Here is a 22,669-nt window from a genome sequence, read left to right as displayed (position 1 = left end):
AGAAATGCACTTTATTGCTTTCTTACTTTAACCATACTTTAATACTTAAAACCCGTTTAGAAAGCATCAAAAATTACGAATAGTGCGACACAAAAAGACAAAGCTGGCAAAAGATTATCCTTTGCCAGCCTCTATCAGTTCCAGTTTTTCAATTTCAACAGTAAGTTTTCTTTTAACTTTAAAAGGAAGGTTCGCTCCCCTTTTGCTCCTTGTTGTTTATTCCATTCAATGAAGCTGGCAACACTGATTAGGATTGATCCTGCAATCAATAAGTAACCCCACCATGGAAGATTTCCCCAGAATGGTCTTGTTTGCATGACCACATTAAGGAGCAAGACGCCTGCTCCAACGAAGAAATAGGCTTTTACCTTCAGCAACATTCCTGCCAGCATTGAAATAAGCGACAGCGAACCAAGAAGCAAGGCATCATAAACCGTATTGCTGTCGAGGCCATCCTGAATAAGCAAGAGCGAGACCATAATCAAAACTGCCCATTGGATATAGCTGGTGATTTTATTGCTTCTCTCTTTAAAAATAGACCGTAAAAATATCGCAAGAGCCACGAACGGAAGTACGTATACCTCCCTTTCCAATAAGGCAGGGATTGTAAGCTGCTCTACGGCTGCATAATAAGGAACCAGCAGATACGCACCAGCGATACAGAGGATGACACTTACTCCTCTGCCATGAACCCTGCTCCTCTGCAGCCATAACCCTGCAGAGATAAGGAGTCCATGGACAATGAGCGCCCAGAAGGTTTCGCCATTCATTAATGCCACGGAAACAATGAACAAGAAGCCGGCTAAGGAATAAGCGTCCATGCTTTGCAGTCCAAAAACTGCTCCCTTTTCCCAGAGATTCTTATAAATCCTTCTCCCTGAAAAAATAAGCAAAATTCCAGACCCTGAAAGAATAGCCATATCCCAATAAACATGCAGCTGTGCCAGGAACATGATCTGGATTGTGCCGTAAAAAATCATCAATAACGGGATCAATGCAGCTATATCCCATTTCACTCTATGGAGCAAAACCAATGTCGCTGCTGCATAACCAATTGTTAATCCGTACAGCAGCCAGCTGTATGGATATGCTGTAAGGAAGCTTGCTACTCCTAATAGCGAAATCGGAATTAGATAAAATACAGTTCTTTGTTTGTTATTTGTGGAGGACAATACCCAGAATACAGTCAACACAATACTTGTCATCAGGAAGGCATAGTGGCCAGAATCTGTTTCGGTAAAAAAACTGATACCAGTCTTGATCGCTAAGAACAACGTTGTGAATGCTGCGTATAATAGCGTTTTCACTTTCCATTCCCTTTTTACAAAGAAAATGCCCGCAGCATAGACTCCAGTGGCAATCACATAGCTTAAAATCGCTTCCTCGCCATAAAGGATGAATTCAATGACCATTATTGGAGTGAGGTAGATATGGGCTATCCATGAATAAGCGACTGCGAGCCCTCTCTGCTTTTGAAAAAGTAAAGCAGCTGCCCCCAGCAATAACCAGCCGCCTCCAGGGAAGAGTAGAGACTCTATTGTCGAACTAAAATTCAAGATCTCTTCATTAATTGAGTCTATTGATATCAGGTACCAGACAAGGCTGACTACACCGGATAAAAATGCGGCCATTGACTCTCTTGTCACTCTATAAAGCAAAAGAGACATCAAGATTCCGCCAAACCAAATTAGCGATTCTCCGTAAATATTTGATATAGGAAATACGAATGTATAAAAGAGGCTTGCTGCATAGAACCCATTGCCACTGAAAAAAGCATTCCGCGCAAGCATGGTTTCCTTTGTTTTGCGAAGGCCGATACTGACAACCAGTAAAAGAATTCCCGCAAGCGCTAAATTTCCTGGGATTCCGAGCAAGTCGTTATAAAGTCCGGAATGGATCCGTATCTCCTCACCGATTGAAGCAGCTGACATGCCAAGTGCGATAGGCACTGCCCATTGAGCAATTAGCGGCAAAAACGGTCTGTTGTCGATTTTCATCATGACATACAAAGCATAGCCGGTCAGGGACAACATCAGTGCCAGCTCCCACCAGTCGAACATGGAAAAAGTAACGAGAATCATGAAAAGCATGATCATCATTCCGACATCCCGCGAACTGGTTTTAATGGCTTTTAGATAATTCATCTTGACCAGCCAGCCTGCAAGAATGAAGAGAATGAAACCAATGAAATAAATTGGCAAAACAAGGTTTTCAAAACCGATATATTTCCCAATCTGCAAGACTGCTTCAAACATAGCGGCTGCAAGAAAAACCGGACTTAAATATTTGAAAATGATATTTTCATTGGTATTCGCAAGATAAATGAAGTTCGCTGAAATGATCAGGTAAGCTGACATAAGAATATAGGATGGATTTTCTGTATGAATCATCATCCCTTCAGCTGTGATGAATAAAAAAGCAAAACCTGATACAACTGCACTAGTCATTTGGAAAGTTCTTTTCAAGGCGTATGTATTATCCAGGAACCTTGGAATGAACAGAAACACGAAACCAAGAAGCGCATAACCTATTAAGCTTATCTCTGTAAATCGCCAATTTTCAAGAATTTGATATGCACCATAAATGAACATGGCACTGAAGACAAAATGGTACTCTTTATGGCCATTAACGAATATCATCGACAGATAGACAACAGCAGTCAAAATCAAATTGAAGCCATTGAAAACATGATTTTCATAAAAGAAAAGCATTAATAAGGTAGACAGGACTAGGTTTGCCTGTGAATAAAGGGCAAGTTCCTTTGTGAACAACGGCAGCTGAGCATTCTTTTTAAGCTGGTGGTAGGCTGCAATCAGAAGTGTATTGAATAAAATCAAGCCAAGGTAAAATCCATCTGTTTCCAATCCAATCGTTCTCAACAGGTATGCTGCTGCAATGGATGTCGTAATTAAGGTAAACCACACAAATAACCTTGACGATAGCTTTCTGGCCAGAAACGCATAAATCGGGATCAAAATACAACTGCTAATTGTTCCTAAGATGAACCGCCCTCCACCATTGAACGATAAATAAGAACCTAGCAATTCAAACCAGCCTAATGATAGGGTGAAAATTGGCAGGAAAAGGCTGCCAAGGACAACGAACGCAAAGGCGGTCTTATCGATTTTTATGATCTTGTAGCTCATATAGGCAATTCCGTAAAATAAAACCGAAACAAGTGCGATTAACCCAGCCTTCATCCACGGAGTCATACTTTCCCAGTTGCTTGTTGATACGTACAAACCGCCAATCAATAGCATGATCACCCCAATATTCAATGACCAGGAAATATTCCGTTCACGAATCTCTTCTGCTGTTTTCTTTGGTCTGACCTTTGCTGGGCGTGATTTGGGTTTTTCCTTCATCGTTACTGAAGGCTGGACTTCAAAGGCTATAGAATCTTCCTTTTTGTTCCTGGCGGCCAACTCTTTCTCCTGCCGTTCCTGTGACAGTAAATTAAGGAAATATTCATTATGGGCTTCTGATACACTCTTATATTCCTCTGCTGAAACATAGCCTAATTCTTTTAAATTATAGAGCTCGTTACGGAAAATCCTGCGTCTTTCTTCTCTAGGAGCATGTTCCATTTTTATCCCCCCATCCCTCATTAATCCAATTTGGTTCGTTTAGTGTAATTTTACACCTTTTATAAATTATTTCAACATTCAAATCAAAAAAATCAAAAGAGATTTTTCGACAATTTCTATTCCAACATTGCGCATGCGCCTTTATAATAGGATAAGTGTGTTTATAGGTTGTGTGTCTTGGACAATGTGTCTCTCTTTCCGTCATTCTGTTCCGTTTTATAAGTTTCGGAATCTAGATCAAGTCACTCTGGCAGAAAACTAATTAAAAGATTACGAGGTAAGAAGATGACTGATTTTTTATGGTTAATGTATTTAGGGTTTATGGGTACGACGGCAATTTGGTTTTTGCTTAAAGGGAAATATAAAAACAATGTCACCAGGCTGGATTTTGTCATTTCAATCATCACTTGGCTTGGTTTATTCGGATATGTGACTGAAACAGAAATGCTAACCCCTTTAGTATGGAAAATCGTCTTCGTTTTCGGTCTCCTTTGGGATGTAATCTTTACCATATTCTTTGCGGAGCGGTTTGCAGGGGATTTTGGCATGGAAGAAGAGGAAGAACCCATGCCGCTTGGTGCTAAGCTGAGTGGATTGATATTTGTTATGCCCCTTTATTATGGGTTATTCCAATATGCTTTTTAAAACGGCTTAAGCCGTTTTTTTGTTGTTTTTTAAAGTTATATCAAAATAATAGTGTTGTTTTTTAATATAATAATAGCCAATCCAGAGGCTGAAACAGCATGAATCAGCGGTATTTTTCTAAATGATTAGCACTAGGTACTAGTAGTGATCGTCAGTGTACTTTCCAGGAGGACAGTTCGATTTTTGTTTGAATTTGCTGTGAAATAAACAGCTGTTTTCGTAAAGATGGTTGTTAAAATTCTAAAGCCGTTTTTAACGTAATATAAAGGTAGTTAGCAGGTCGGTATTTAATTAAGTTTGCATGCTCTTTTCTCATTAGTGGGTCAACTTTACAAAGAAACATAGTTCATTCAATCCTATTTTGCAGTCAAAACAACAAAGTTTGAGAAAAGAGCCAAATAAAAAAAGAGGATAAAACCTTTGCTGGTTCTACCCTCGGAATGATTATGGATTTGTCGACCACATTCCAGCTGTCTTGATGAAGACGCGGCGGTTCAATTTTAATTGCGCTACCATTAACTCGGCCAGATCTTCTGGCTGCATGACTTTATCCGGATTGCCATCTGTTAAATTCGACTCAATGGCAAGGTCTGTAGCAACGGTACTTGGAGTAAGCGCGCTGACACGGATGTTATGCTTTCGAACTTCAAGCATTAGCGATTCAGTCAACCCAAGTACTCCGAATTTTGATGCACTATAGGCACTTGTTACCGGTGCTCCCTTTTGCCCTGCAGTTGACGCAACATTGATTATGTCACCTGCCTTCCGCTCAATCATTCCTGGCAAGACCGCACGGGTCACATAGTATGTTCCCAGCAAGTTGACCTGTATGATTTTTCCCACTCCTGTGGCTCCAGGTCAAGAAAGCCGCCAAATTTTGCGATTCCAGCGTTGTTAATCAGGATATCTATAGGACCTAGCTCTTCTGTTACATGCTCGACAGCGTGCTGTACAGATTCCATATCAGATACATCGGCTACAGCCCCAGAAACATTTACCCCATATTCCTCAAGCTCAGTTGTAACCTTCTCCAGATTGGCAAGTGTCAGCCCGATCATGCCAATATTCACGCCTTCTTTTGCAAGTGCAATTGCGGCAGAACGCCCAATGCCTCTGCCAGCACCAGTAATTAACGCCGTTTTCCCTTTTAAAGATTCCATATGATGACTCCTTTCAATTATGTAGTCAAGGGTTAATTATAGAAAATCTTTTGGGCGAAAACAAATCATGTGATTCTTCTAGGGAAGAGATGTGAAGCATCACTTTAAAGAACACAAAAAAACCAGCAGTAACTGCTACTGCTGGTTTGAGTATTATAATGGCAACAATGCCACGGTCTCTTTATTTTTAAGCTCTTCCACCATCTTAATCCACTTCTCCGGCTTGTTTTGAAGCACAGAATAATAAGTGGAAAGAAAATCTGTAATCAATGCTGCAGGGAGCTCTTCAGTATTCTCATCCATAGGCATGAAGCATAAATCAAGTCCCTCTACAGCTTCTCCGTCATTCTCCCAGGAAGGGTGGACGTATTCCATATCAAGTCGCTTATACCCGAGATGAGATAATACTTCGCGTCTTACAAACGGCTCCATTGTTTTTACTCCGCCGAAGTCATGGTCCTTCTTTCGATATGGGTCATAGATTTCTGCAAACATCCCGAATAACTCTACGCCTTTTTCGCCAGCCAGGTTTTGCAGGTCTTCCATTCTTTTGTTTGCTAGGAAACGCCCAAGGCTGAGGCCTGGCTTCCCAATAATGGTGAAATCTGTCATTGCGATATTCCAGTCCGGATAGTATCGGTATTCGGTTACACCAACTACCTCATCCTCATGTACAGCAACAAAGACCCTGATGCCTGGATCCTCTAGCGGCTCTTTCCATAAATCGAACTCCAGTACCTCTTCAGGTGGAAAGACTTCCTTCATTAAGTTATGGAGTTTAGTAAAAAGCGGATCATCGATACTGTTAACACGAATATATTCCATGAAGATTTCTCCTTATCATTTTATATTTTTTCTGTCCGTTCCCAGTCTGGATAAAGATCAGTGCGGCGGTCGCGCCATGTAGTAACTGAACCTCGCTCACGCACTTCATATAATAGTTCCAAATCAAGGTCGGCAGTTACGATCATGTCATCATTAAGTTCACCTTCGGCCTGAAGGCCTTTTGGAGGGAACGGGATATCATTAGGCGTGATCACTGCCGCCTGGCCAAAGTTAGCACGCATAAAGTCGACGGTGGGTAATGCGCCTACCGTTCCTGTTAGTACGACGTAAACCTGGTTTTCAATAGCCCTTGCATGGCTCGTATAGCGCACACGATGGAAACCATGGCGATCATCGGTACAGGATGGAACGAAAATGACATCCGCACCTTTCGCCTTAGCCATTCTGACGATTTCAGGAAACTCGATATCATAGCAAGTCAGCAGTGCAATACGTCCCTTCTCTGTATCAAATACCCGGAAATCCTCGCCCGCACTCATATTCCATTCATTTACCTCAGTAGGCGTGATATGGAGCTTCGCCTGCTCCACGATCCTGCCATCCGGATAAAACATGTGCGCGACATTATAGAGCTTTCCTTCACGTGCAATGACATGTGTTCCTCCAATAATGTGCATGCCTGTTTCCAGGGCGAAATTCTGGAATAAGTTTAAGTACTGTTCTGTAAAACCGGGGAGTTCATTGATGGTCAGCCTCGTACCCTGCTCACTGCCGATTGATAATAACTGAGTAGTAAAGAACTCAGGAAACAAAACAAACTCTGATCCATACTCCTGTGCTGTTTTTACATAATGCTCACATTGCTGAGCAAACTCTTCAAACGACCTGATCGTGTGAAGATGGTATTGGACTGCGGAAACCCTCATTTTCATCCATCATTCCCCCTGAATCTATAAAAATAATATTTTGACTTCAAAATTTCAGAAATACGAAAATCATTATATAGCATTTTACTTTTTATGAAAACATTTTTCATAAAAATTGGGCAAGAAATTTATTGAGTAAAATTTATTTCCAGTTCATTCAGAAATGATGGAGATAAAATGTTCCAATTACAATTAGATTAGATTATAATCTAATTAGATTTATTTCTAATCAGAATCCTTCTAATTGGAGGGGCATTATGTTCCATACTTTCAACACAGAAAAATCCTACCGCAAACTGTTCTATGCCGGAGTTATTAACGGAATCGGTGATCGGTTCAGCCAGGTGGCGCTCTTAGCTTTAATATTGCAGATGACTGGTTCTGGCCTGTCAGTCGGGATTACAATGGCTCTCAGGATGATTCCGTTTCTATTCTTCAGCCCTTTGAGCAGCGGCCTTGCCAGGAAAATCGGAAGAAAAAATATGTTGATCGTTACGGACCTAGCCAGAGGAGTATTAGCCTTGTCTTTTCTTGCGGTCAATAATCCTTCTGATATTTGGATTGTTTATGTTGCATCCTTCATGCTGGCCTCAGGAGAAGCCATATACGCACCAATCAGAAAATCAAGCATCCCTGCCATCGTTTCCTCTAAATCATTAAAAGCCATAAATGGATGGGAACAGGTATTAATTGGGATTGTTTTAATCATTGGGGCACTAAGTGGCGGGATTGTCTCATACTTCTTAGGAGCAAAAGCAGCTTTTCTGCTTAATATTGTTTCCTTTTTTGCCGCCGGCTGGATTTTATCGACCTTGCCATCCCTCGGAGGTGAAATCGAAAATGAAACCAGTAAAACAGACTCGGAAAAGTACAGTGAATTGCTCCCTGTTATTGCGACTTCGTCCTTCTTGTTAATGTTGATGATGTTTGAGTTGATCATCCCGCTGATTAATGGGATCGAGAATGTATTATTAAGCGTGTACGCCGTTGAAACGTTTGAAAAAGCTGACCTGGGAGTAGGAATTTTCTACAGTGTTCTTGGTTTGGGTTTAATGATCAGTCCATTATTGACTAAGTTGGTTAAAAAGAGGTTATTATTATTCTCTTTCATTTGCATTATAGGCGAAGGTTTATTCTTGACTTCGATAAGCCAGACAAAAGCTTTCTGGGTGGCCGCTGTTCTATTTGGGGTGACTGCAATATTCAGCGGTGTAGGCAACGCGCTTCTGGATACGGTGGCGATGGAGACCATTCCACCAAAATGGCATGGAATGTATTTCGGTATTACTAGCATGCTGTCCAATACATTCATCGGAGTCTCTATGTTTTTAACCGGTATGGCCCTGGAATGGTTCGACCCAAGATTGGTGGGTATGTTAGGCGGTATCATGTATATAGCTGCCGGCTCCTTCTTCTTGATGTGGTCCCTTAAATATAGCGCAGAGCAAGAGAAAGCAAAATTAATTGAAAAAGTGGTGTAACGAACAAGAGCTCCATCGACGATGGAGCTCTTGTTAAGAAAACCTATTCATTCAGCACTTTTACAAACTTCAATCCTATTACGGCCTTTTTGCTTGGCTTGATAAAGTGCACGGTCTGCGAATTCAATAATCAGTTTCATTTCGACTGAGTTCGTAGGAGTCACCGAAGATACCCCTATACTGACTGTTACAATCCCACTGACTTTGGAGTTTTTATGCTCAATGTTCATCTTCTGGATGGTTGACAGGAAATCTTCTGCCAATTGTTTTGCTTTGAACACATCCGTATTCGGAAGGACTACAGCGAATTCTTCGCCTCCATATCTTGCTGCAAAATAACCTTTTTCATGAAAGAAGCGTTCGAGCTCATGGGCCACAATTTTTAGGCATTCATCTCCCTGGATATGCCCATATGTGTCATTATATTTTTTAAAATAATCGATATCCAACAGAAGCAATGATACCGGCATTTTATGCTTACATGCGAAAGCCCATTCTGTCCTTAGGAATTCATCGAAAGCCCGTCGGTTATAAATTTCAGTCAATCCATCAAGTGACGAAAGCTTTCTCAGTAGTGAATTGCTTTCCCTTAATTGATTTTCAATGGTCCTCCTTGCCGTCACGTCCCTAGTGGCAAACATCATTCCTGAAGACTTTCCTGATTTGTCCTTTATCGGCCTTACTGTCGTTTCTGCCCATATAAATTCGCCATTTTTATGCAGCATCCTGTAACTGGAAGTTACGATACCGCTTAATTCTCTAGGGTTTCCATATTGCTCAAGCAGGATCTGGCGGTCTTCTGGATGAATTTTCCCAAAAAAATTCGTTCCAATCAACTCATCATTTCTATATCCCAGGATTCTCTTGCTCGAAGGAGATATATAAACAATGCTTCCGTCACTCGAAAGTCTTCCAATCATATCTGATGAATTTTCAGCGATAAAGCGATACTGCTCTTCACTTTCACGCAAAGCTCTTTCCATGCTTTTGCGCTTTGTTATTTCCTTTATAACTGTCAGAACAGCTTTTTCTCCTTGATAGGTAATCAAAGAAGATGAGACTTCAATATCAATATATGAATCTCCCATTTTCAATTGTTCTTCAAAGCTGATGACTGTCTTTTCATTAAAATCCAATTTAGAAATGATGTTCGGATGTCCATAAAAAAAAGAACGAACAGGCTTGCCAATTATATCTTTTAGGTTTGTGCCAAATAAGGCCTCAGTGTGCGGGTTAGCATAGGCAACCTTATCAAATTGCGTTAAAATGATGGCATTCGGCGACAGCTCTACTAGCGTGCGGAATTGTTCCTCCCGTTCCAATAGCTGCTGTGAAAGCATTTCCACTTCGGTAAGGTCCGTATAGACAGCCAGGTAATTTACCAGTTCTCTGTCCTTATTCAGAATTGAAAAGATATTCACCTTCATTAAATAGTGGCTGCCATCTTTGCGTTTGTTCCATAACTCGCCTTCCCAGTATCCCCGGCTCAAAATAGAATTCCACATTCTTTTATAAAAAATCGGTGTGTAGCTGTGAGACTTCCATATTCTCGGGTTTTTCCCGATTACACTTTCCTTTTGGTAGCCTGTCAATCGAGTGAACGATTCGCTGAGAGCCTGTATCCTGCCATCCGGTGTCGTGATGACGATACCTTTGTTTGCGCTAAGTATAACTGAGCCTGCATCATCTGTGTTATCTTGAGCAATGGAACAGGGTGTAATAAAGCGAAGGAAGGTTTTAATAGCTGGTTCCCCATTGAACATTGTACATTCAGAATCGACCTGGAGATCCATTGGAATTCCGTTTATTAAGAAACTCATTATAATACCATCCAGGATTGTTCCTTGTTCTATGGCTGCGACTCTGGCAGTGATTGCTTCTTGGGCAGTATCAGCTAAGAAAGAAAATATCGATTTACCTGCTAATTCACGTGGATACTTGTATCCGAGCAACTGAGTGCCACCTTCATCTATGGAAAGAATCAAGGAATCTTTATGAATACAAACAAAATAGGGTGATAGATTATTGGCAGCATCTGCATCAACGTCATTTACCCCAGTTTTGCTTTCCTTTTCCGTCATTTCATTTCTCCTTGCAAAATCAAAATTCATACATAATCATTCTAAATCTCTTGATTTTGATATTCAATAAGGCAATTGGAATAATTACTATCCAAATTCCAGTAAACCCAACAAAACTCTTCGCTATCTTATTGCTAGCAGTTGATACCTAATAACTATCGAAATCTATCAACTATACTAGAATGCTGTCGAAACGCCTTGTATAAAGCTGTTTATGTGCTTCCCGATTTGTCGAATTGTCGCTTTTCCTAATTCCGTTTCTGAAAGACTATCAATCAAAACAACTATAAATGCCTGCTTATCTCCATAGGTTATAATACCGCAATCGTGTTCGACACCGGGAAGTTCCCCTGTCTTATTTCCAATTTTCAATAGAGTGTCATCCATATAAACTGGCAGTTTCTCTTTGAATTGTTGCTGTAGAAGAAGTGAATGGAACGTGTTACGGGATCGTATTTTTAGTGAACCACCAGTAACTGCTTCTTTCAGGCATAATCCGATATCAGCTGCAGAGGTGAAATTATCTTTGCCAGATTGAATGGCATTGAAATCCAGCATTTTACGCTGCAAGGTGGAATTCTTCATCCCAATCCTGGACATAGTCGAGTTGATTGAACTGGTGCCAATCATATCAATGACTAGATTTGTCGCCGAGTTATCCGACACGATGATCATCAGGGAAAGTAAGTCCTGGACTGGAAGCTGTTTCATTATCATTGCATGCAGAACCCCTGTGTCTCCAATCCTTTCACCTTCTCGAATGGCTACGAGTCTCTCTTTTTGCAGCGTGCCTTCATCAATTTGTCTTAATGCCTCGAATAAAATCGGCATTTTGATCAAACTGGCAGACTGGTATACTTCATTGCTGTTAATTTCTATTATTACTTCTTCAATTTCCAAAAACAAACTCGCCCGGCCCTTGCACCCAGCGAGTTCTTCTAATAGTTTTTTTCTTAAATCATCTATGTTCATGTCATTTCTGTTCCTTATCTGATATTGACAAGCATTTCTTTTTTGGATTTTCCACCTAAATGTTCATCATATAAATGACAGGCTACGAAATGGTCTTTGTCAATCTCCTGCCATACTGGTTTCTTTTGAGCACAGATATCCATTGCGTGCTGACATCTGGTCCTGAAGACACAACCGCTCGGCGGATCCATCGGGCTTGGCAGTTCTCCCTGCAGGATGATTCGCTCCCGCTGGTCTTCCACATCCGGATCTGGTATCGGTATGGCGGACAGCAAAGCTTGAGTGTAAGGATGGAGCGGTTTTTTGTATAACTGGTTACTGGCTGTGAGCTCAACAATATGTCCAAGATACATAACACCAATCCGGTTGCTGATTTGCTTTACCATAGAAAGGTCGTGAGCAATGAAAAGATAAGTCAATCCCTTTTCCTCTTGAAGCCGCTTCAGCAGGTTGACGACCTGCGCCTGGACTGATACATCAAGTGCGGAAATTGGTTCATCCGCTATGATGAAATCAGGATCAAGCGCAAGAGCTCTTGCGATTCCGATTCTCTGCCGCTGCCCGCCGCTGAATTCGTGGGGATAACGGTTCGCATGGTCACGATTTAAACCTACATCCTCCAGGAGCTGATAAATTCTCTCCAAACGTTCTTTTTTGTTTGGAAACAATCCATGGACTTCCATCGGTTCAGATATAATTTCCTTTACCGTAGAACGCGGATTGAGTGAGGCATAAGGATCCTGGAAGATCATTTGCATCTGCTTATGGAACTGGAACTTCTCTTTCTCTGAAAGCGAATGTACATCTTTGCCATTGAAAACAACTTCTCCATCTGTACGGTCATAAAGTCCGATCATTGTTCTTCCGGCAGTGGATTTTCCGCAGCCAGATTCACCAACAAGGCCAAAGGTCTCACCTTTGTATATATCGAATGAAATGCCATCCACTGCTTTAAGGATTTCATTTTTTCCCATAGTAAAATGCTTCTTTAAATCTTTAACACTTAATAAAACTTCATTTTCCATGATTATTCCTCCGTATCAATCCAGTAGCGTCTCGCTGCACAGAGTTCTTTTTCGTAAATTGTTCCTTCAAGAGAAATGATTTCAATATTCTTTCCCGTATTCGGTGAATGGAGAAGCTTGCCGTTTCCATAATAAATCCCTACATGATGGATTCTGCCTTTTCCTTCTTCATAGGCGAAGAAAAGCAAGTCTCCTGGCAGTATGTCTGTAAGGAGTACGTTTTCGCCCGCAGCGGCTTGTTCATGGGCATCCCGCGGAATGATGTAACCATTAGCCAGGCACATATTATAGCTAAAGCCAGAGCAGTCATAGCCATAGCTGCTCATTCCGCCCCAAAGATATGGCAGTCCGAGGAACTGCTCGCCAGCAGCCACAATTGCGGCCCCATTTTTCTTAGGAATATCCTTTGCTACAGGTATTACTGTTACATCCTCTGCTCGTAAGATCCCGATACCTGTTGGAGTCTTAACGCGGATTCGATCGACTATATCCTCCACAATTGGCAATATCGTCTGGTAGCTTAATTCCATCAGCTTTTCGTTCTTTTCGGAAAATAACAGGGCTTTCTTAGCTGTTATCACTGCTTTTGGCCCTTGCTTGATATACCAATCTGATTGTTGAATCAATTGATCCTTTGGTATCCACCCTGGGTACCCTCGACCATCTTTTCCGGATGGCTGGTCTGGGAGAATAACATGTGCCCAATCATTTATTTCATCAATGATCAAGACCTCCTGGCCGAACAACACCTGTGATTGAACCAGATTATCATCGCACAATTGGAGTCTCGGCTCATATGTAAGCTTTTCAAGCCATTTTGCTATATTCGGGGTTCCTGAAATAGCATCCGTGTCGATTTCCCTCGCTGAATCATGTGAAGTCCACAAAGTCGCCACGGGCACATTGACTAGCCAAATGTTATTGCTTTCCATTTGAATTTCCTCCTTCTGAAAGAAGCTTTTCTATTCCAAGACCTGGCTGGTCGGGAAGTTTTATTTTCCTGCCATTATACTGTATACCGCCCGAGATCGCTTCATTTGCCAGCATTAATGGCGCGTCAAAATCAAACCGAGTGATGTTTTTCTTGCTTGCTGCGAAGTGGGCAGCGGCGGTAATCCCCAGCCTTGTTTCAATCATGCTGCCTACCATGCATTTAATACCGGCGATTTCAGCCATTTGGTTAATCATTTGTGCCTGATAAATGCCGCCTGACTTCATTAATTTAATATTGATGAGGTCTGCACCTCTCCTTCTGATCACCTCAAATGCCTGTTTAGGTGAAAATACACTTTCGTCAGCCATGATTAAGGTATCTACTGAATCAGTTACCTGCTTTAAACCATCCAGATCTTCTGCTTTAACTGGCTGTTCAACCAGTTCAATATCAAATCCAAGGTCCTCCATTTTTCGGATTGCCCTGACTGCATCCTTCGGTTTCCACCCCTGGTTCGCATCAAGCCGAATTTTAATATCACAGCCAACCCTGTGCCGGATTTCCTGAATCCTGGCAATGTCCGTTTCGATTTCACCGATTCCTACCTTCACCTTAAGTACGTTGAATCCATTGCTTACATAGTGAACAGCATCTTCGCCCATTTCTTCAGGGCTGTTGACACTGACGGTAAAATCAGTTTCAATTTCGTTTCTGTAGCCTCCAAGGAATTGATAAAGCGGTAAACCGCAGTTTTGCGAGATACAGTCATATAATGCCATATCAACTGCTGCCTTTGCGCTGGTATTGTTAATAAGGATGGTTTTTAAGCCCTGGAAAACAGCTTCATAGTTCAATAGGTTCTTTTTTATTAAAAATGGCTTGATTACGTCATTGATTGCACCCTCGACACTTACGAGGCTGTCCCCGGTAATAACCAAAGTAGGCGGTGCCTCTCCCCAGCCCGTAATCCCGTTATCACAAGTTATTTTCACAATAATGGCTTCTGCAACAGTCACTGTGCGGAGTGCGGTTTTAAAAGGCTTTTTCAAAGGGACAGCATTGCGGAAGGTTTCGATTTGTTCAATAATCATCACTCTATCTCCTTTGGTTCTATTTGATCCCGCTCTCGACAAACAGCGTTTTTTCTTTGGTATTCATTGAAGCATTCGCTCCAAGCGGAACACCAATGTGCGGGCTGCAATGCCCCATATTGAATCCTTTAAGTGCCGGCCTTCCGGCAAGTTTAATGTAGTGTTCTATTACTTCATCCAGAGATAAAGAAAGCTCCCTTTCAGGTACACAGTTATTAAAGTCACCAATAAGGATCCCTGATGACCCCTGAAGCTTCCCTGCCATATATAGCTGATTCAGCATCCGGTCAACAGCCCGCGGCTCTTCATTTATATCTTCTATTAGGAGGATCCTTCCCTCTGTATCAATTTCAAACGGTGTGCCCATGGAACTTGAAAGAAGTGAGAGGTTTCCTCCAACCAATGAGCCTTCGGCGGATCCAGGCACCAGTTCTTCAAGGTGCGAAATCGCAGAACTATAATTCAGGTCTGCTGGTATGAACAATTGCTGGAAAGTTTCCTTGGAAATTTGATCGGCCTCTTCTTTACCTATGTCCGAAGCGAGCATTGGACCGTGAAAGGTTACCATTCCTGTCTGCTGCCTGATTGCAGTGTGTAAGAATGTAATATCGCTGTAGCCCCAGAAGATTTTAGGATTATTTTTAATAGCATCATAGTCTATCGCTGAGGCAATTCGCGCTGTGCCATAACCCCCGCCAGCACAGATAATCCCTTTGATTTCCTTATCAAGGAACATTTCCTGTAAGTCACCTAATCTCTCTTCATCATTCCCGGCAAGATAGCCATATTCTGTATACAGCGATTTCCCTAATTTATAATTTAGCCCTAAATCCTCGACGAATTTTAAGCCGCGTTTCAGATTTTCTTTATTAGGAGGACTAGCTGGCGCTATGACAGCCACAGTGTCGCCTTTTCTCAGGCGCTCAGGTTTGATTGGCATGAAATCAACCCCCTTTAGTTTTTGGGTATCATTCTTTTCAAGACTATTCGATCAAAAGGACCCGGTTTGCCCCAAATTCAGTTCACGACCTTTGCGGCAAAATAAAAATTCATATGTTATAAGATATTTTTAAAGAGTATGTACTAGTAAAAAAGAGGTGTTCCAAGATGAACACCTCTTTCTTAGAAGCATAAGAAAGTATAAAAATTCAACTTAGAGAAATGTCCAGCTCCAGCGCCTAGCCCCTCGAGACGTTTCGGGGCTAAACAAGGCGCTTCTGGTTTTCAATGAATCATTACTTCTTATCTGCCCACTTAAGTTCAAGGTATCCAACTGGATGGCGGACAACATCTGTTACTGCTTCATTTTGCAGATATACCTGGTTATAGAAGTGAACTGTGAAGATTGGTGCTTCTTCAAACAGGATCTTCTCTGCCTGATACATTAACTCATAACGTTTTGCTTCGTCAGATTCATTCTTTGCTTGCTGAATCAGCTCATCATATTTCGGATTCCCCCAGCCGGTACGGTTCATAGAATGACCTGTCTGGAAGTTTTCCAGGAAGTTGATTGGATCAGCATAGTCAGCCAGGAATGAGCTGCGGGAAAGCTGGTGCTTCAGTGCTTTTTGTTCTTCCGCGAATACATTCCATTCCATGTTCGCAAGCTTGACCTCTACGCCAAGGTTTTCTTTGAACATTTGCTGCAGAGCTTCAGCGATTTTCTTGTGGACATCGCTTGTGCTGTAAGTCAAGGTTACTTCTGGGAGTTCAGTGTAACCCTCTTCTTCCATTCCTTTTTCAAGTAAAGCTTTCGCTTCTTCTACATCCGTTTTATTGAAATCTCCATTCACTTCACGGAAATCCTTGCCTGATGGATCCTGGAATCCAGGAGAAACAAATCCATAAGCAGCTTTTTCCTTATTCTTTGTGACAAAGTCAACGATCTTTTGCTGGTCAACAGCAAGAGCGAACGCTTTACGGATATTTACATTCTGGAATGGTTCCTTTGTTACATTGAAGCGGTAGAAGTAATCTCCTGCCTGGTCTTCAACCTGTACCTTTCCTTCTTTGAATAACTTATCACTTAATTCAGCAGGTACATCGGAAACATCCAGATCCCCAGCCTGATACATTTGATACTCAGTGTTTGTGTCGTCTACGATTGCCCATTCAACACGATCTAATTTAACGTTTTCAGCATCCCAATACTCATCATTCTTTTCCATGACGAATTTTGTGTCATGCTCCCAGCTAGCAAGGTTAAACGGACCATTGCCTACGAAAGAGTCGGCTTCGGAAAACCATTCAGGCTTTTCTGTAGCGACCTTTTCATTGATTGGGAAAAACGCCGGATTGGCAATGACACTTAAGAAATATGCCTGCGGACTTGTTAAAGTTACTTCAAACGTCTTGTCGTCAACTGCTTTTACTTTTACATTGTCAGCAGAACCCTCTCCGCTGTTGAATTCCTCTCCGCCTTCAATGAAATAGCCGAGGAAAGCCGCGGCTGATCCCGTTGCAGGATCCAATAGACGCTTCCAGGCAAATTCGAAATCCTTTGCTGTTACATCATCACCATTGGACCATTTTGCATCTTCACGGATGTGGAATGTATATGTCTTGCCATCTTCAGAAACATCCCACTTTTCTGCAGTTGCTGCTTCTGGCTGGTGGTCTTTACCCAGACGTGTAAGACCTTCCATCAGGTTGTTCAAAGCGTTCCATGAAGCTGAGTCGAAACCGATTGGCGGGTCAAAGGACGTTGGTTCCTGGCCGTTGTTCAGGTAAAGGACCTTTTCTTCGCCTTTTTCACCATTGTCTTTTCCGTCTGTTTCTTTACCTGTGTTTTCATTTGCGGTACATGCAGCCATCGTGAATACAAGCATTGCTGCCATGAGCATGGTTAAAAACTTCTTCACTCTGTTTCCCCCTTATGTTGATCTAAAATTATATCAAAAAGGCATTAGCCTGATTGAACATTACCTGCTTGCAATCAATTTTTGCGCTCGCTCATCCTGCAGCCAACAGTCAACTCCGTGGCTGGTGGATAGCTTTGTTTCTGCAGGATAGACTTTGTCACAAACCTGCATGGCAAATGGACAGCGGGCTGTAAACGGACAGCCGACTGGCGGGGAGAATAAATCAGGCGGTGTACCACCGATCGGGATCAACTCCGCCCCGTCTTCATCCAGACGCGGAACAGAGTTCAATAACCCTTTCGTATATGGATGCTGAGGATTGTAAAAAATCTCTCTCCTTGTTCCTGTTTCGACAATTTTGCCAGCATACATGACGGCGATTCGATCAGCGACTTGGGCAACCACTCCCAGGTCATGGGTGATCAGGATAATCGATACGCCTGTTTTTTTTTGAATATCGCGGAATAATTCTAAAATTTGAGCCTGGATTGTCACATCTAGCGCTGTTGTCGGCTCGTCCGCAATCAGCACCTCCGGCTGGCAGACCAGCGCCATGGCGATGACGATCCTCTGCCTCATCCCGCCGCTAAATTGATGAGGGTATTGTTTCAGGCGAACTTGAGGGCTTGGGATTCCAACCAGGTCCAGCATCTGTACCGCTACTTCCTTTGCCTGCTCCTTTGACAGCTTCATATGCTGGAGAATCCCCTCTGTCAGCTGATCACCGATTGTCAAGGTTGGGTTCAATGCTGTCATTGGATCCTGGAAAATCATTGATAAATCTGATCCGCGAATTTTCCGCATTTCGGAATCTCTCAGTTTCGTCAGATCCTTCCCTTTAAAAAGGATGGATCCGCCATCAAACTTGCCCGGCGGTTCCGGAATCAGTCTCATGATACTTTGGGAAGTCACGCTTTTACCGCAGCCGGACTCCCCTACAATCGCTAAAGTTTCCCCTTTATGTAAATCAAAAGTAACCCCACGGACAGCTTTTACTTCACCGCCGTATGTTTTGAATGAAACATGAAGGTCTTTTACTTCCAGTACCTTTTCCATGGTGCTTACCTCCTTAGCTTCGGGTCAAGTGCGTCCTGAAGCCCATCACCTAAAACGTTAAACGAAAACATTGTCAAAGAAATGAAGAATGCCGGGAAGAACAGCCTCCACCAGTCACCGGATAAAATAACAGGCAAAGCGTCACTTGCCATCGATCCCCAACTCGCTAACGGTGCCTGGATGCCTAAACCCAGGAAGCTGAGGAAAGCCTCAGCAAAGATAGCAGATGGAACGGAAAGTGTTATTTGTACAATGATCGGCCCCATCGTATTAGGCAGCAGATTTTTGCGGATGATTCTTGCTGTTTTCGTTCCGAAAGTTTTCGATGCTAATACGTATTCGTAGTTCTTGATCTGCAGTACCTGGCCGCGAACAATCCGTGCCATGCCGATCCATCCAGTAATGGTCAGTGCAAAAATGATTGTGGCAAGGCTTGGCCCCATAACGACGCTTATTAAAATAACAACAAGCAAATATGGAAGACCATAAAGAACTTCAATGATCCTCATCATGAAATGATCTGTTCTTCCGCCCTTATAGCCAGCAATCCCGCCATAGATGACCCCGATAAGAAAGTCGATCAATGCTGCAGCAATTCCAACAAACAATGATATGCGAGCGCCATACCATGTCCGGGTGAATACATCGCGCCCGAGCTCGTCGGTTCCAAACCAGTGCTCACTTGATGGCGGAAGATTCTGATTGACCAAATCTTGATGGTCAACTGTGTGAGGCGAGATGATAGGCCCGAAGATAGCCATAAAGGTCAAAACAGATAAGAAGAATAACCCCATCATTGCCAGTTTGTTTTTCAGGAGTCGTCTCCATGCATCCTGCCAATAAGACAGGCTGGGCCTGACAACGGCTTCTGCTTCCGAGTCATTTTTATCAATAGGAACAAACCAGTCGTCAGGAATGGGCGAGCCTGCTGGCGGTTCCTGATGTTTACGCAGAGCCATCATTTTCCCTCCTTTTTATGAAGCTTGATCCTTGGGTCAAGTATTCCGTAAGCGAGGTCTACCAGGAAAAGCATGACGATCAATACTGTACTGTAAAAAATCGTTGTTCCCATTATGACTGGATAATCACGTTGGTTGATGCTTTCGACAAAATACTTGCCCATGCCTGGAATTGCGAAAATCTTTTCAATGACGAAAGTTCCTGTAAGTATGCTCGCTGCCAATGACCCAAGAATTGTGACAACCGGCAGCAATGCATTTTTCAAAGCATGTTTGAACACGATTTTTACAGGTGACAGCCCTTTTGCCTTTGCTGTTCGTATGTAGTCTTGTGTCAGAACCTCAAGCATGCTCGACCTCGTCAAGCGGGCGATAATTGCCATTGGCCCGGTTGCAAGAGCCAGAGTTGGCAGAATCATATGCTTTGGACTGGTCCAGGTGGCAACCGGCAGAATCTCCCAGGTAACGGCGAGCTGCTGGATCAGCAGGGTGGCCATTACGAAGTTTGGTACTGAAATACCGACTACTGCAACAGTCATCGCAAGGTAATCGATCAAGCCATTATGGCGGAGTGCTGCAATGATTCCCAGCAGGATGCCAGAAAATATAGCAACAATCAGAGTGATCATCCCAAGCTCGAATGAAACAGGGAATCCTCTTCCAAGCATTTCGTTTACTGTCTGTGAAGACTTTTTAATAGAAGGTCCGAAATCGAATGTCGCGACCGATTTTAAGTAAATGAAATATTGAACGTATAAAGGCTCATCCAAATGATAAAAGCTTTCAAGATTTTTTTGGACCGCTTCGCTCGTCGCCCGCTCCTCATTGAAAGGTGACCCAGGAATGGAATGCATCAAGAAGAAGGTCAGAGTGATGATGACCAGCAGGGTGACTGCCATAGAGCCCAGTCGTTTGAGTATGTAATGAAGCATTAATCCACATCCTTATCATGTCTTTGTGTAAGTTCTTGAGGTGGAGGGAATCACCCTATGAAAATGTCGTCCTCATTGCAAGTTCAGTCATCACAAGCATAGCTTGATAGGCTTCGAGAATGTCCTTAGCCTGGTACCTTACAATCGTTGACCCTTCTTCAATTTCTGTACCCGGCATCAAGTTTGCCCATTCTGCTTGTCCATAGTTGGCAAATTCAATTCTTAAAACAGGGTTATCAGGAGGAGTAAGCGGTTTCATTTTATCCAGATTCTTAATAGCCCTCTCTGTCTTTTCGGCAAGAAGTTCACCAGCTTTTACTGGAGTCAGGGACTTTGCAGCAGACCGCGATATTGACTGTTTAACTACGGCAGTTGTAATGTTAGGGATCAATGCCTCAGCTTCACGGGCAGCACCATCATCCCCTGCTACCATGATGACAGGTACTCCAAAATGGCCTGCTACATAAGCATTGAATCCAAGCTCACCTATTTGCACATCATTTATCCACATATGGCGGACACCAAAAATCATCGAATGCGACATTACGCCACTCATAGAGGCTCTTGCATGGTAGCCGACAAAAACGGCTCCTTCAAAGCTGCCATCAAGACCCTGGACCATAGAGTAAGGCTTCACATCGCCGGTAATCAATTGTGTTTCCGGATGAAGATCCTCTATTAAAAGGTTGTTCATCTTGGAGTGACTATCATTGACGATGACTTCCTTACAGCCAGTTTCAAATGCTTTAGCAATCACAAAGTTTGCTTCCTGGGTCATGATTTTTCGGCCTCGTTCGTAATTGTGTTTTGAAGAGTCCACATGGGTATGGTCAACTAGACCAGTAATCCCCTCCATGTCCACTGATATGTACAGTTTCATTTTTTTACCCAACTTTCTATGAATAATTATCTTAAAATTATAAATAATAAAACTACCAATCGCAACCTTTTTTTCCTATTAATTTCTGTAATTTCAAGGAAATAGGAGATTTGTCATTAGTTTCTCAACGCCAATAATACTATTCTATTAATAATATTTTTAGCCTGATTTTTTATAAATGCGCGTAGGAAATGAATTTCCTTAACCTTTCCCGTACCTAGGGTAGTTTTAATAACAGTTTTTTTAAGATAATGGTTTTTGGGCAAAAAAAAAGCGCAACATCTGCGCTTCTATTCCCTGAGTTTATGTTGCTCCAACAATTCAATAAAATGGGTCAGCACCCTGGCTGTAAGTCCCCAAATCACCTTGCCGTTTGCGCGGTAGAAGTATTCATCCATTGTTCTTGTCTGCCAATTGTAATTCTCGCCGCCGATGATCAGATCGAAAGGAAAGCCGTCTTCTGGTTCCACTTGGAAATTGATTTTATAACTGTCGGGCTGGTTCTTTTTAAAAAATGACAGAGGAACTGTAAATACCTCACCCACTTCTGCTTCATTAGGAATAATCGAATTCAGATTACTAATTCTTCCAACAAAGGGGTAAATGATTGTGCCGAATGCTGATACCATGTAATCCAAAGGAAAAACATCGATAATCTCTCCTTCAGGTATGCCAAGTTCTTCCGAGGTTTCCCTGACCGCTGCTTTTTGAGGATTTTCTCCCTTTTCTATCTTTCCGCCTGGGAAGCAAACCTCGCCAGGCTGTCTCCTCATCGTAAGGGATCGCACCTCAAATAAAATATGGACTTCGTCTTCGACTTCCACTAATGGTAGCAATACTGCGAACTTGATAAATTGTTCATGGCCCAAAATTGAAGGTGTACGCCCCAATAAAGTTTTTGAAATCTGATTTATATTCATTATTGGACATCCACTCTCCCTGTAAAAGTATGTATTGTCATTGTATTATGAAAGACCGATGAAAATAAAGGAAATGGCTCTTATGAATAATCGGGATTTGAATGAAACTCATCGATATTTAAGATTGGATGCGGATTTGAATGACAGAACACCATAAGGATGGATCTAAGAGCTCCTGGTTCCGGACAACATGGCATAAAAAAGCATGATTGGTGGCTTTATTTATAAACATAGTATCAATACAATCGATTGGCGACCCGAATTCCCATATATTCCCACAATATAGTAGCAATAAGCCGGATTGGTGATCTAAAAACCCACTTATTTCCAAAATAACGCACCAATAAACCCAATTGGTTAACTAAAATCCCAC

17 protein-coding genes and 1 pseudogene are annotated in these 22,669 nt (G+C 42.3%); 2 read left to right on the top strand and 16 right to left on the bottom strand.

The window, feature by feature from the left end; all coding sequences use genetic code 11:
• Nucleotides 1–134: 134 nt before the first annotated feature.
• Nucleotides 135–3,587 (bottom strand): SCO7613 C-terminal domain-containing membrane protein, encoded by a 3,453-nt coding sequence (locus tag J7E37_RS16715; protein WP_215025346.1) that lies wholly within the window; start codon nt 3,585–3,587, stop codon nt 135–137.
• A 285-nt stretch (nt 3,588–3,872) separates the two neighbouring features.
• On the opposite strand from J7E37_RS16715, the gene J7E37_RS16710 reads away from it, so the two are divergent.
• A complete protein-coding gene (locus J7E37_RS16710; RefSeq protein ID WP_215025390.1) occupies nt 3,873–4,232 on the top strand; it encodes a hypothetical protein in 360 nt (119 codons plus the stop codon).
• A 444-nt stretch (nt 4,233–4,676) separates the two neighbouring features.
• On the opposite strand, the pseudogene J7E37_RS16705 reads toward J7E37_RS16710, so the two are convergent.
• The 3 genes and pseudogenes from J7E37_RS16705 to J7E37_RS16695 form a co-directional block, all read right to left on the bottom strand.
• Nucleotides 4,677–5,392 (bottom strand): annotated as a pseudogene (locus J7E37_RS16705) (3-ketoacyl-ACP reductase).
• A gap of 153 nt (nt 5,393–5,545) precedes the next feature.
• On the bottom strand, nt 5,546–6,217 hold the full coding sequence (locus J7E37_RS16700; protein ID WP_215025344.1) for a GNAT family N-acetyltransferase: 672 nt from the start codon (nt 6,215–6,217) through the stop codon (nt 5,546–5,548).
• Nucleotides 6,218–6,237: 20 nt separating this feature from the next.
• Nucleotides 6,238–7,110, bottom strand: coding sequence for a carbon-nitrogen hydrolase family protein (locus J7E37_RS16695; protein ID WP_215025342.1), 873 nt, complete (start codon nt 7,108–7,110; stop codon nt 6,238–6,240).
• Between the two features lie 251 nt (nt 7,111–7,361).
• Between J7E37_RS16695 and J7E37_RS16690 the strand changes: the two genes are divergently transcribed.
• The gene (locus J7E37_RS16690; RefSeq protein ID WP_215025340.1) at nt 7,362–8,585 is read left to right on the top strand and encodes an MFS transporter; all 1,224 of its coding nucleotides are present in this window, start codon (nt 7,362–7,364) and stop codon (nt 8,583–8,585) included.
• A 47-nt stretch (nt 8,586–8,632) separates the two neighbouring features.
• On the opposite strand, the gene J7E37_RS16685 is transcribed toward J7E37_RS16690, so the two are convergent.
• The 12 genes from J7E37_RS16685 to J7E37_RS16630 form a co-directional block, all read right to left on the bottom strand.
• Nucleotides 8,633–10,666: a sensor domain-containing diguanylate cyclase gene (locus tag J7E37_RS16685; protein WP_215025338.1), complete on the bottom strand. Its 2,034-nt coding sequence runs from the start codon at nt 10,664–10,666 to the stop codon at nt 8,633–8,635.
• A 177-nt stretch (nt 10,667–10,843) separates the two neighbouring features.
• The gene (locus tag J7E37_RS16680; RefSeq protein WP_215025335.1) at nt 10,844–11,638 is read right to left on the bottom strand and encodes a serine hydrolase; all 795 of its coding nucleotides are present in this window, start codon (nt 11,636–11,638) and stop codon (nt 10,844–10,846) included.
• 14 nt (nt 11,639–11,652) lie between these two features.
• Nucleotides 11,653–12,663, bottom strand: a complete 1,011-nt coding sequence (locus J7E37_RS16675; RefSeq protein ID WP_215025331.1) for an ABC transporter ATP-binding protein — start codon at nt 12,661–12,663, stop codon at nt 11,653–11,655.
• A 2-nt stretch (nt 12,664–12,665) separates the two neighbouring features.
• Nucleotides 12,666–13,595 (bottom strand): C40 family peptidase, encoded by a 930-nt coding sequence (locus J7E37_RS16670; protein WP_214779130.1) that lies wholly within the window; start codon nt 13,593–13,595, stop codon nt 12,666–12,668.
• Complete coding sequence (locus J7E37_RS16665) at nt 13,582–14,688, bottom strand: dipeptide epimerase (protein ID WP_214779132.1); 1,107 nt, start codon at nt 14,686–14,688, stop codon at nt 13,582–13,584. The genes J7E37_RS16670 and J7E37_RS16665 overlap by 14 nt, the downstream gene beginning before the upstream one ends.
• A 19-nt stretch (nt 14,689–14,707) precedes the next feature.
• The gene (locus J7E37_RS16660; RefSeq protein ID WP_214779134.1) at nt 14,708–15,628 is read right to left on the bottom strand and encodes a S66 peptidase family protein; all 921 of its coding nucleotides are present in this window, start codon (nt 15,626–15,628) and stop codon (nt 14,708–14,710) included.
• A 295-nt stretch (nt 15,629–15,923) separates the two neighbouring features.
• Nucleotides 15,924–17,531: a peptide ABC transporter substrate-binding protein gene (locus tag J7E37_RS16655; RefSeq protein WP_214779358.1), complete on the bottom strand. Its 1,608-nt coding sequence runs from the start codon at nt 17,529–17,531 to the stop codon at nt 15,924–15,926.
• A 78-nt stretch (nt 17,532–17,609) separates the two neighbouring features.
• Nucleotides 17,610–18,605, bottom strand: a complete 996-nt coding sequence (locus tag J7E37_RS16650) for an ABC transporter ATP-binding protein (protein WP_215025328.1) — start codon at nt 18,603–18,605, stop codon at nt 17,610–17,612.
• Between the two features lie 5 nt (nt 18,606–18,610).
• Nucleotides 18,611–19,564, bottom strand: coding sequence for an ABC transporter permease (locus tag J7E37_RS16645; protein WP_483297221.1), 954 nt, complete (start codon nt 19,562–19,564; stop codon nt 18,611–18,613).
• Complete coding sequence (locus J7E37_RS16640) at nt 19,564–20,496, bottom strand: ABC transporter permease (protein WP_214779139.1); 933 nt, start codon at nt 20,494–20,496, stop codon at nt 19,564–19,566. The genes J7E37_RS16645 and J7E37_RS16640 overlap by 1 nt, the downstream gene beginning before the upstream one ends.
• Nucleotides 20,497–20,551: 55 nt before the next feature.
• Nucleotides 20,552–21,376 (bottom strand): M55 family metallopeptidase, encoded by an 825-nt coding sequence (locus J7E37_RS16635; protein WP_214779141.1) that lies wholly within the window; start codon nt 21,374–21,376, stop codon nt 20,552–20,554.
• A gap of 290 nt (nt 21,377–21,666) precedes the next feature.
• A complete protein-coding gene (locus tag J7E37_RS16630; protein ID WP_215025325.1) occupies nt 21,667–22,296 on the bottom strand; it encodes an NUDIX hydrolase in 630 nt (209 codons plus the stop codon).
• Nucleotides 22,297–22,669 lie beyond the last annotated feature (373 nt).

The sequence above is a fragment of the Bacillus sp. ISL-39 genome, assembly GCF_018613295.1.
Taxonomy (GTDB): Bacteria; Bacillota; Bacilli; order Bacillales; family Cytobacillaceae; genus Mesobacillus.
The sequence above is the reverse complement of the archived record's forward strand: the minus strand, read 5'-3'. Positions and strand labels throughout refer to the sequence as shown.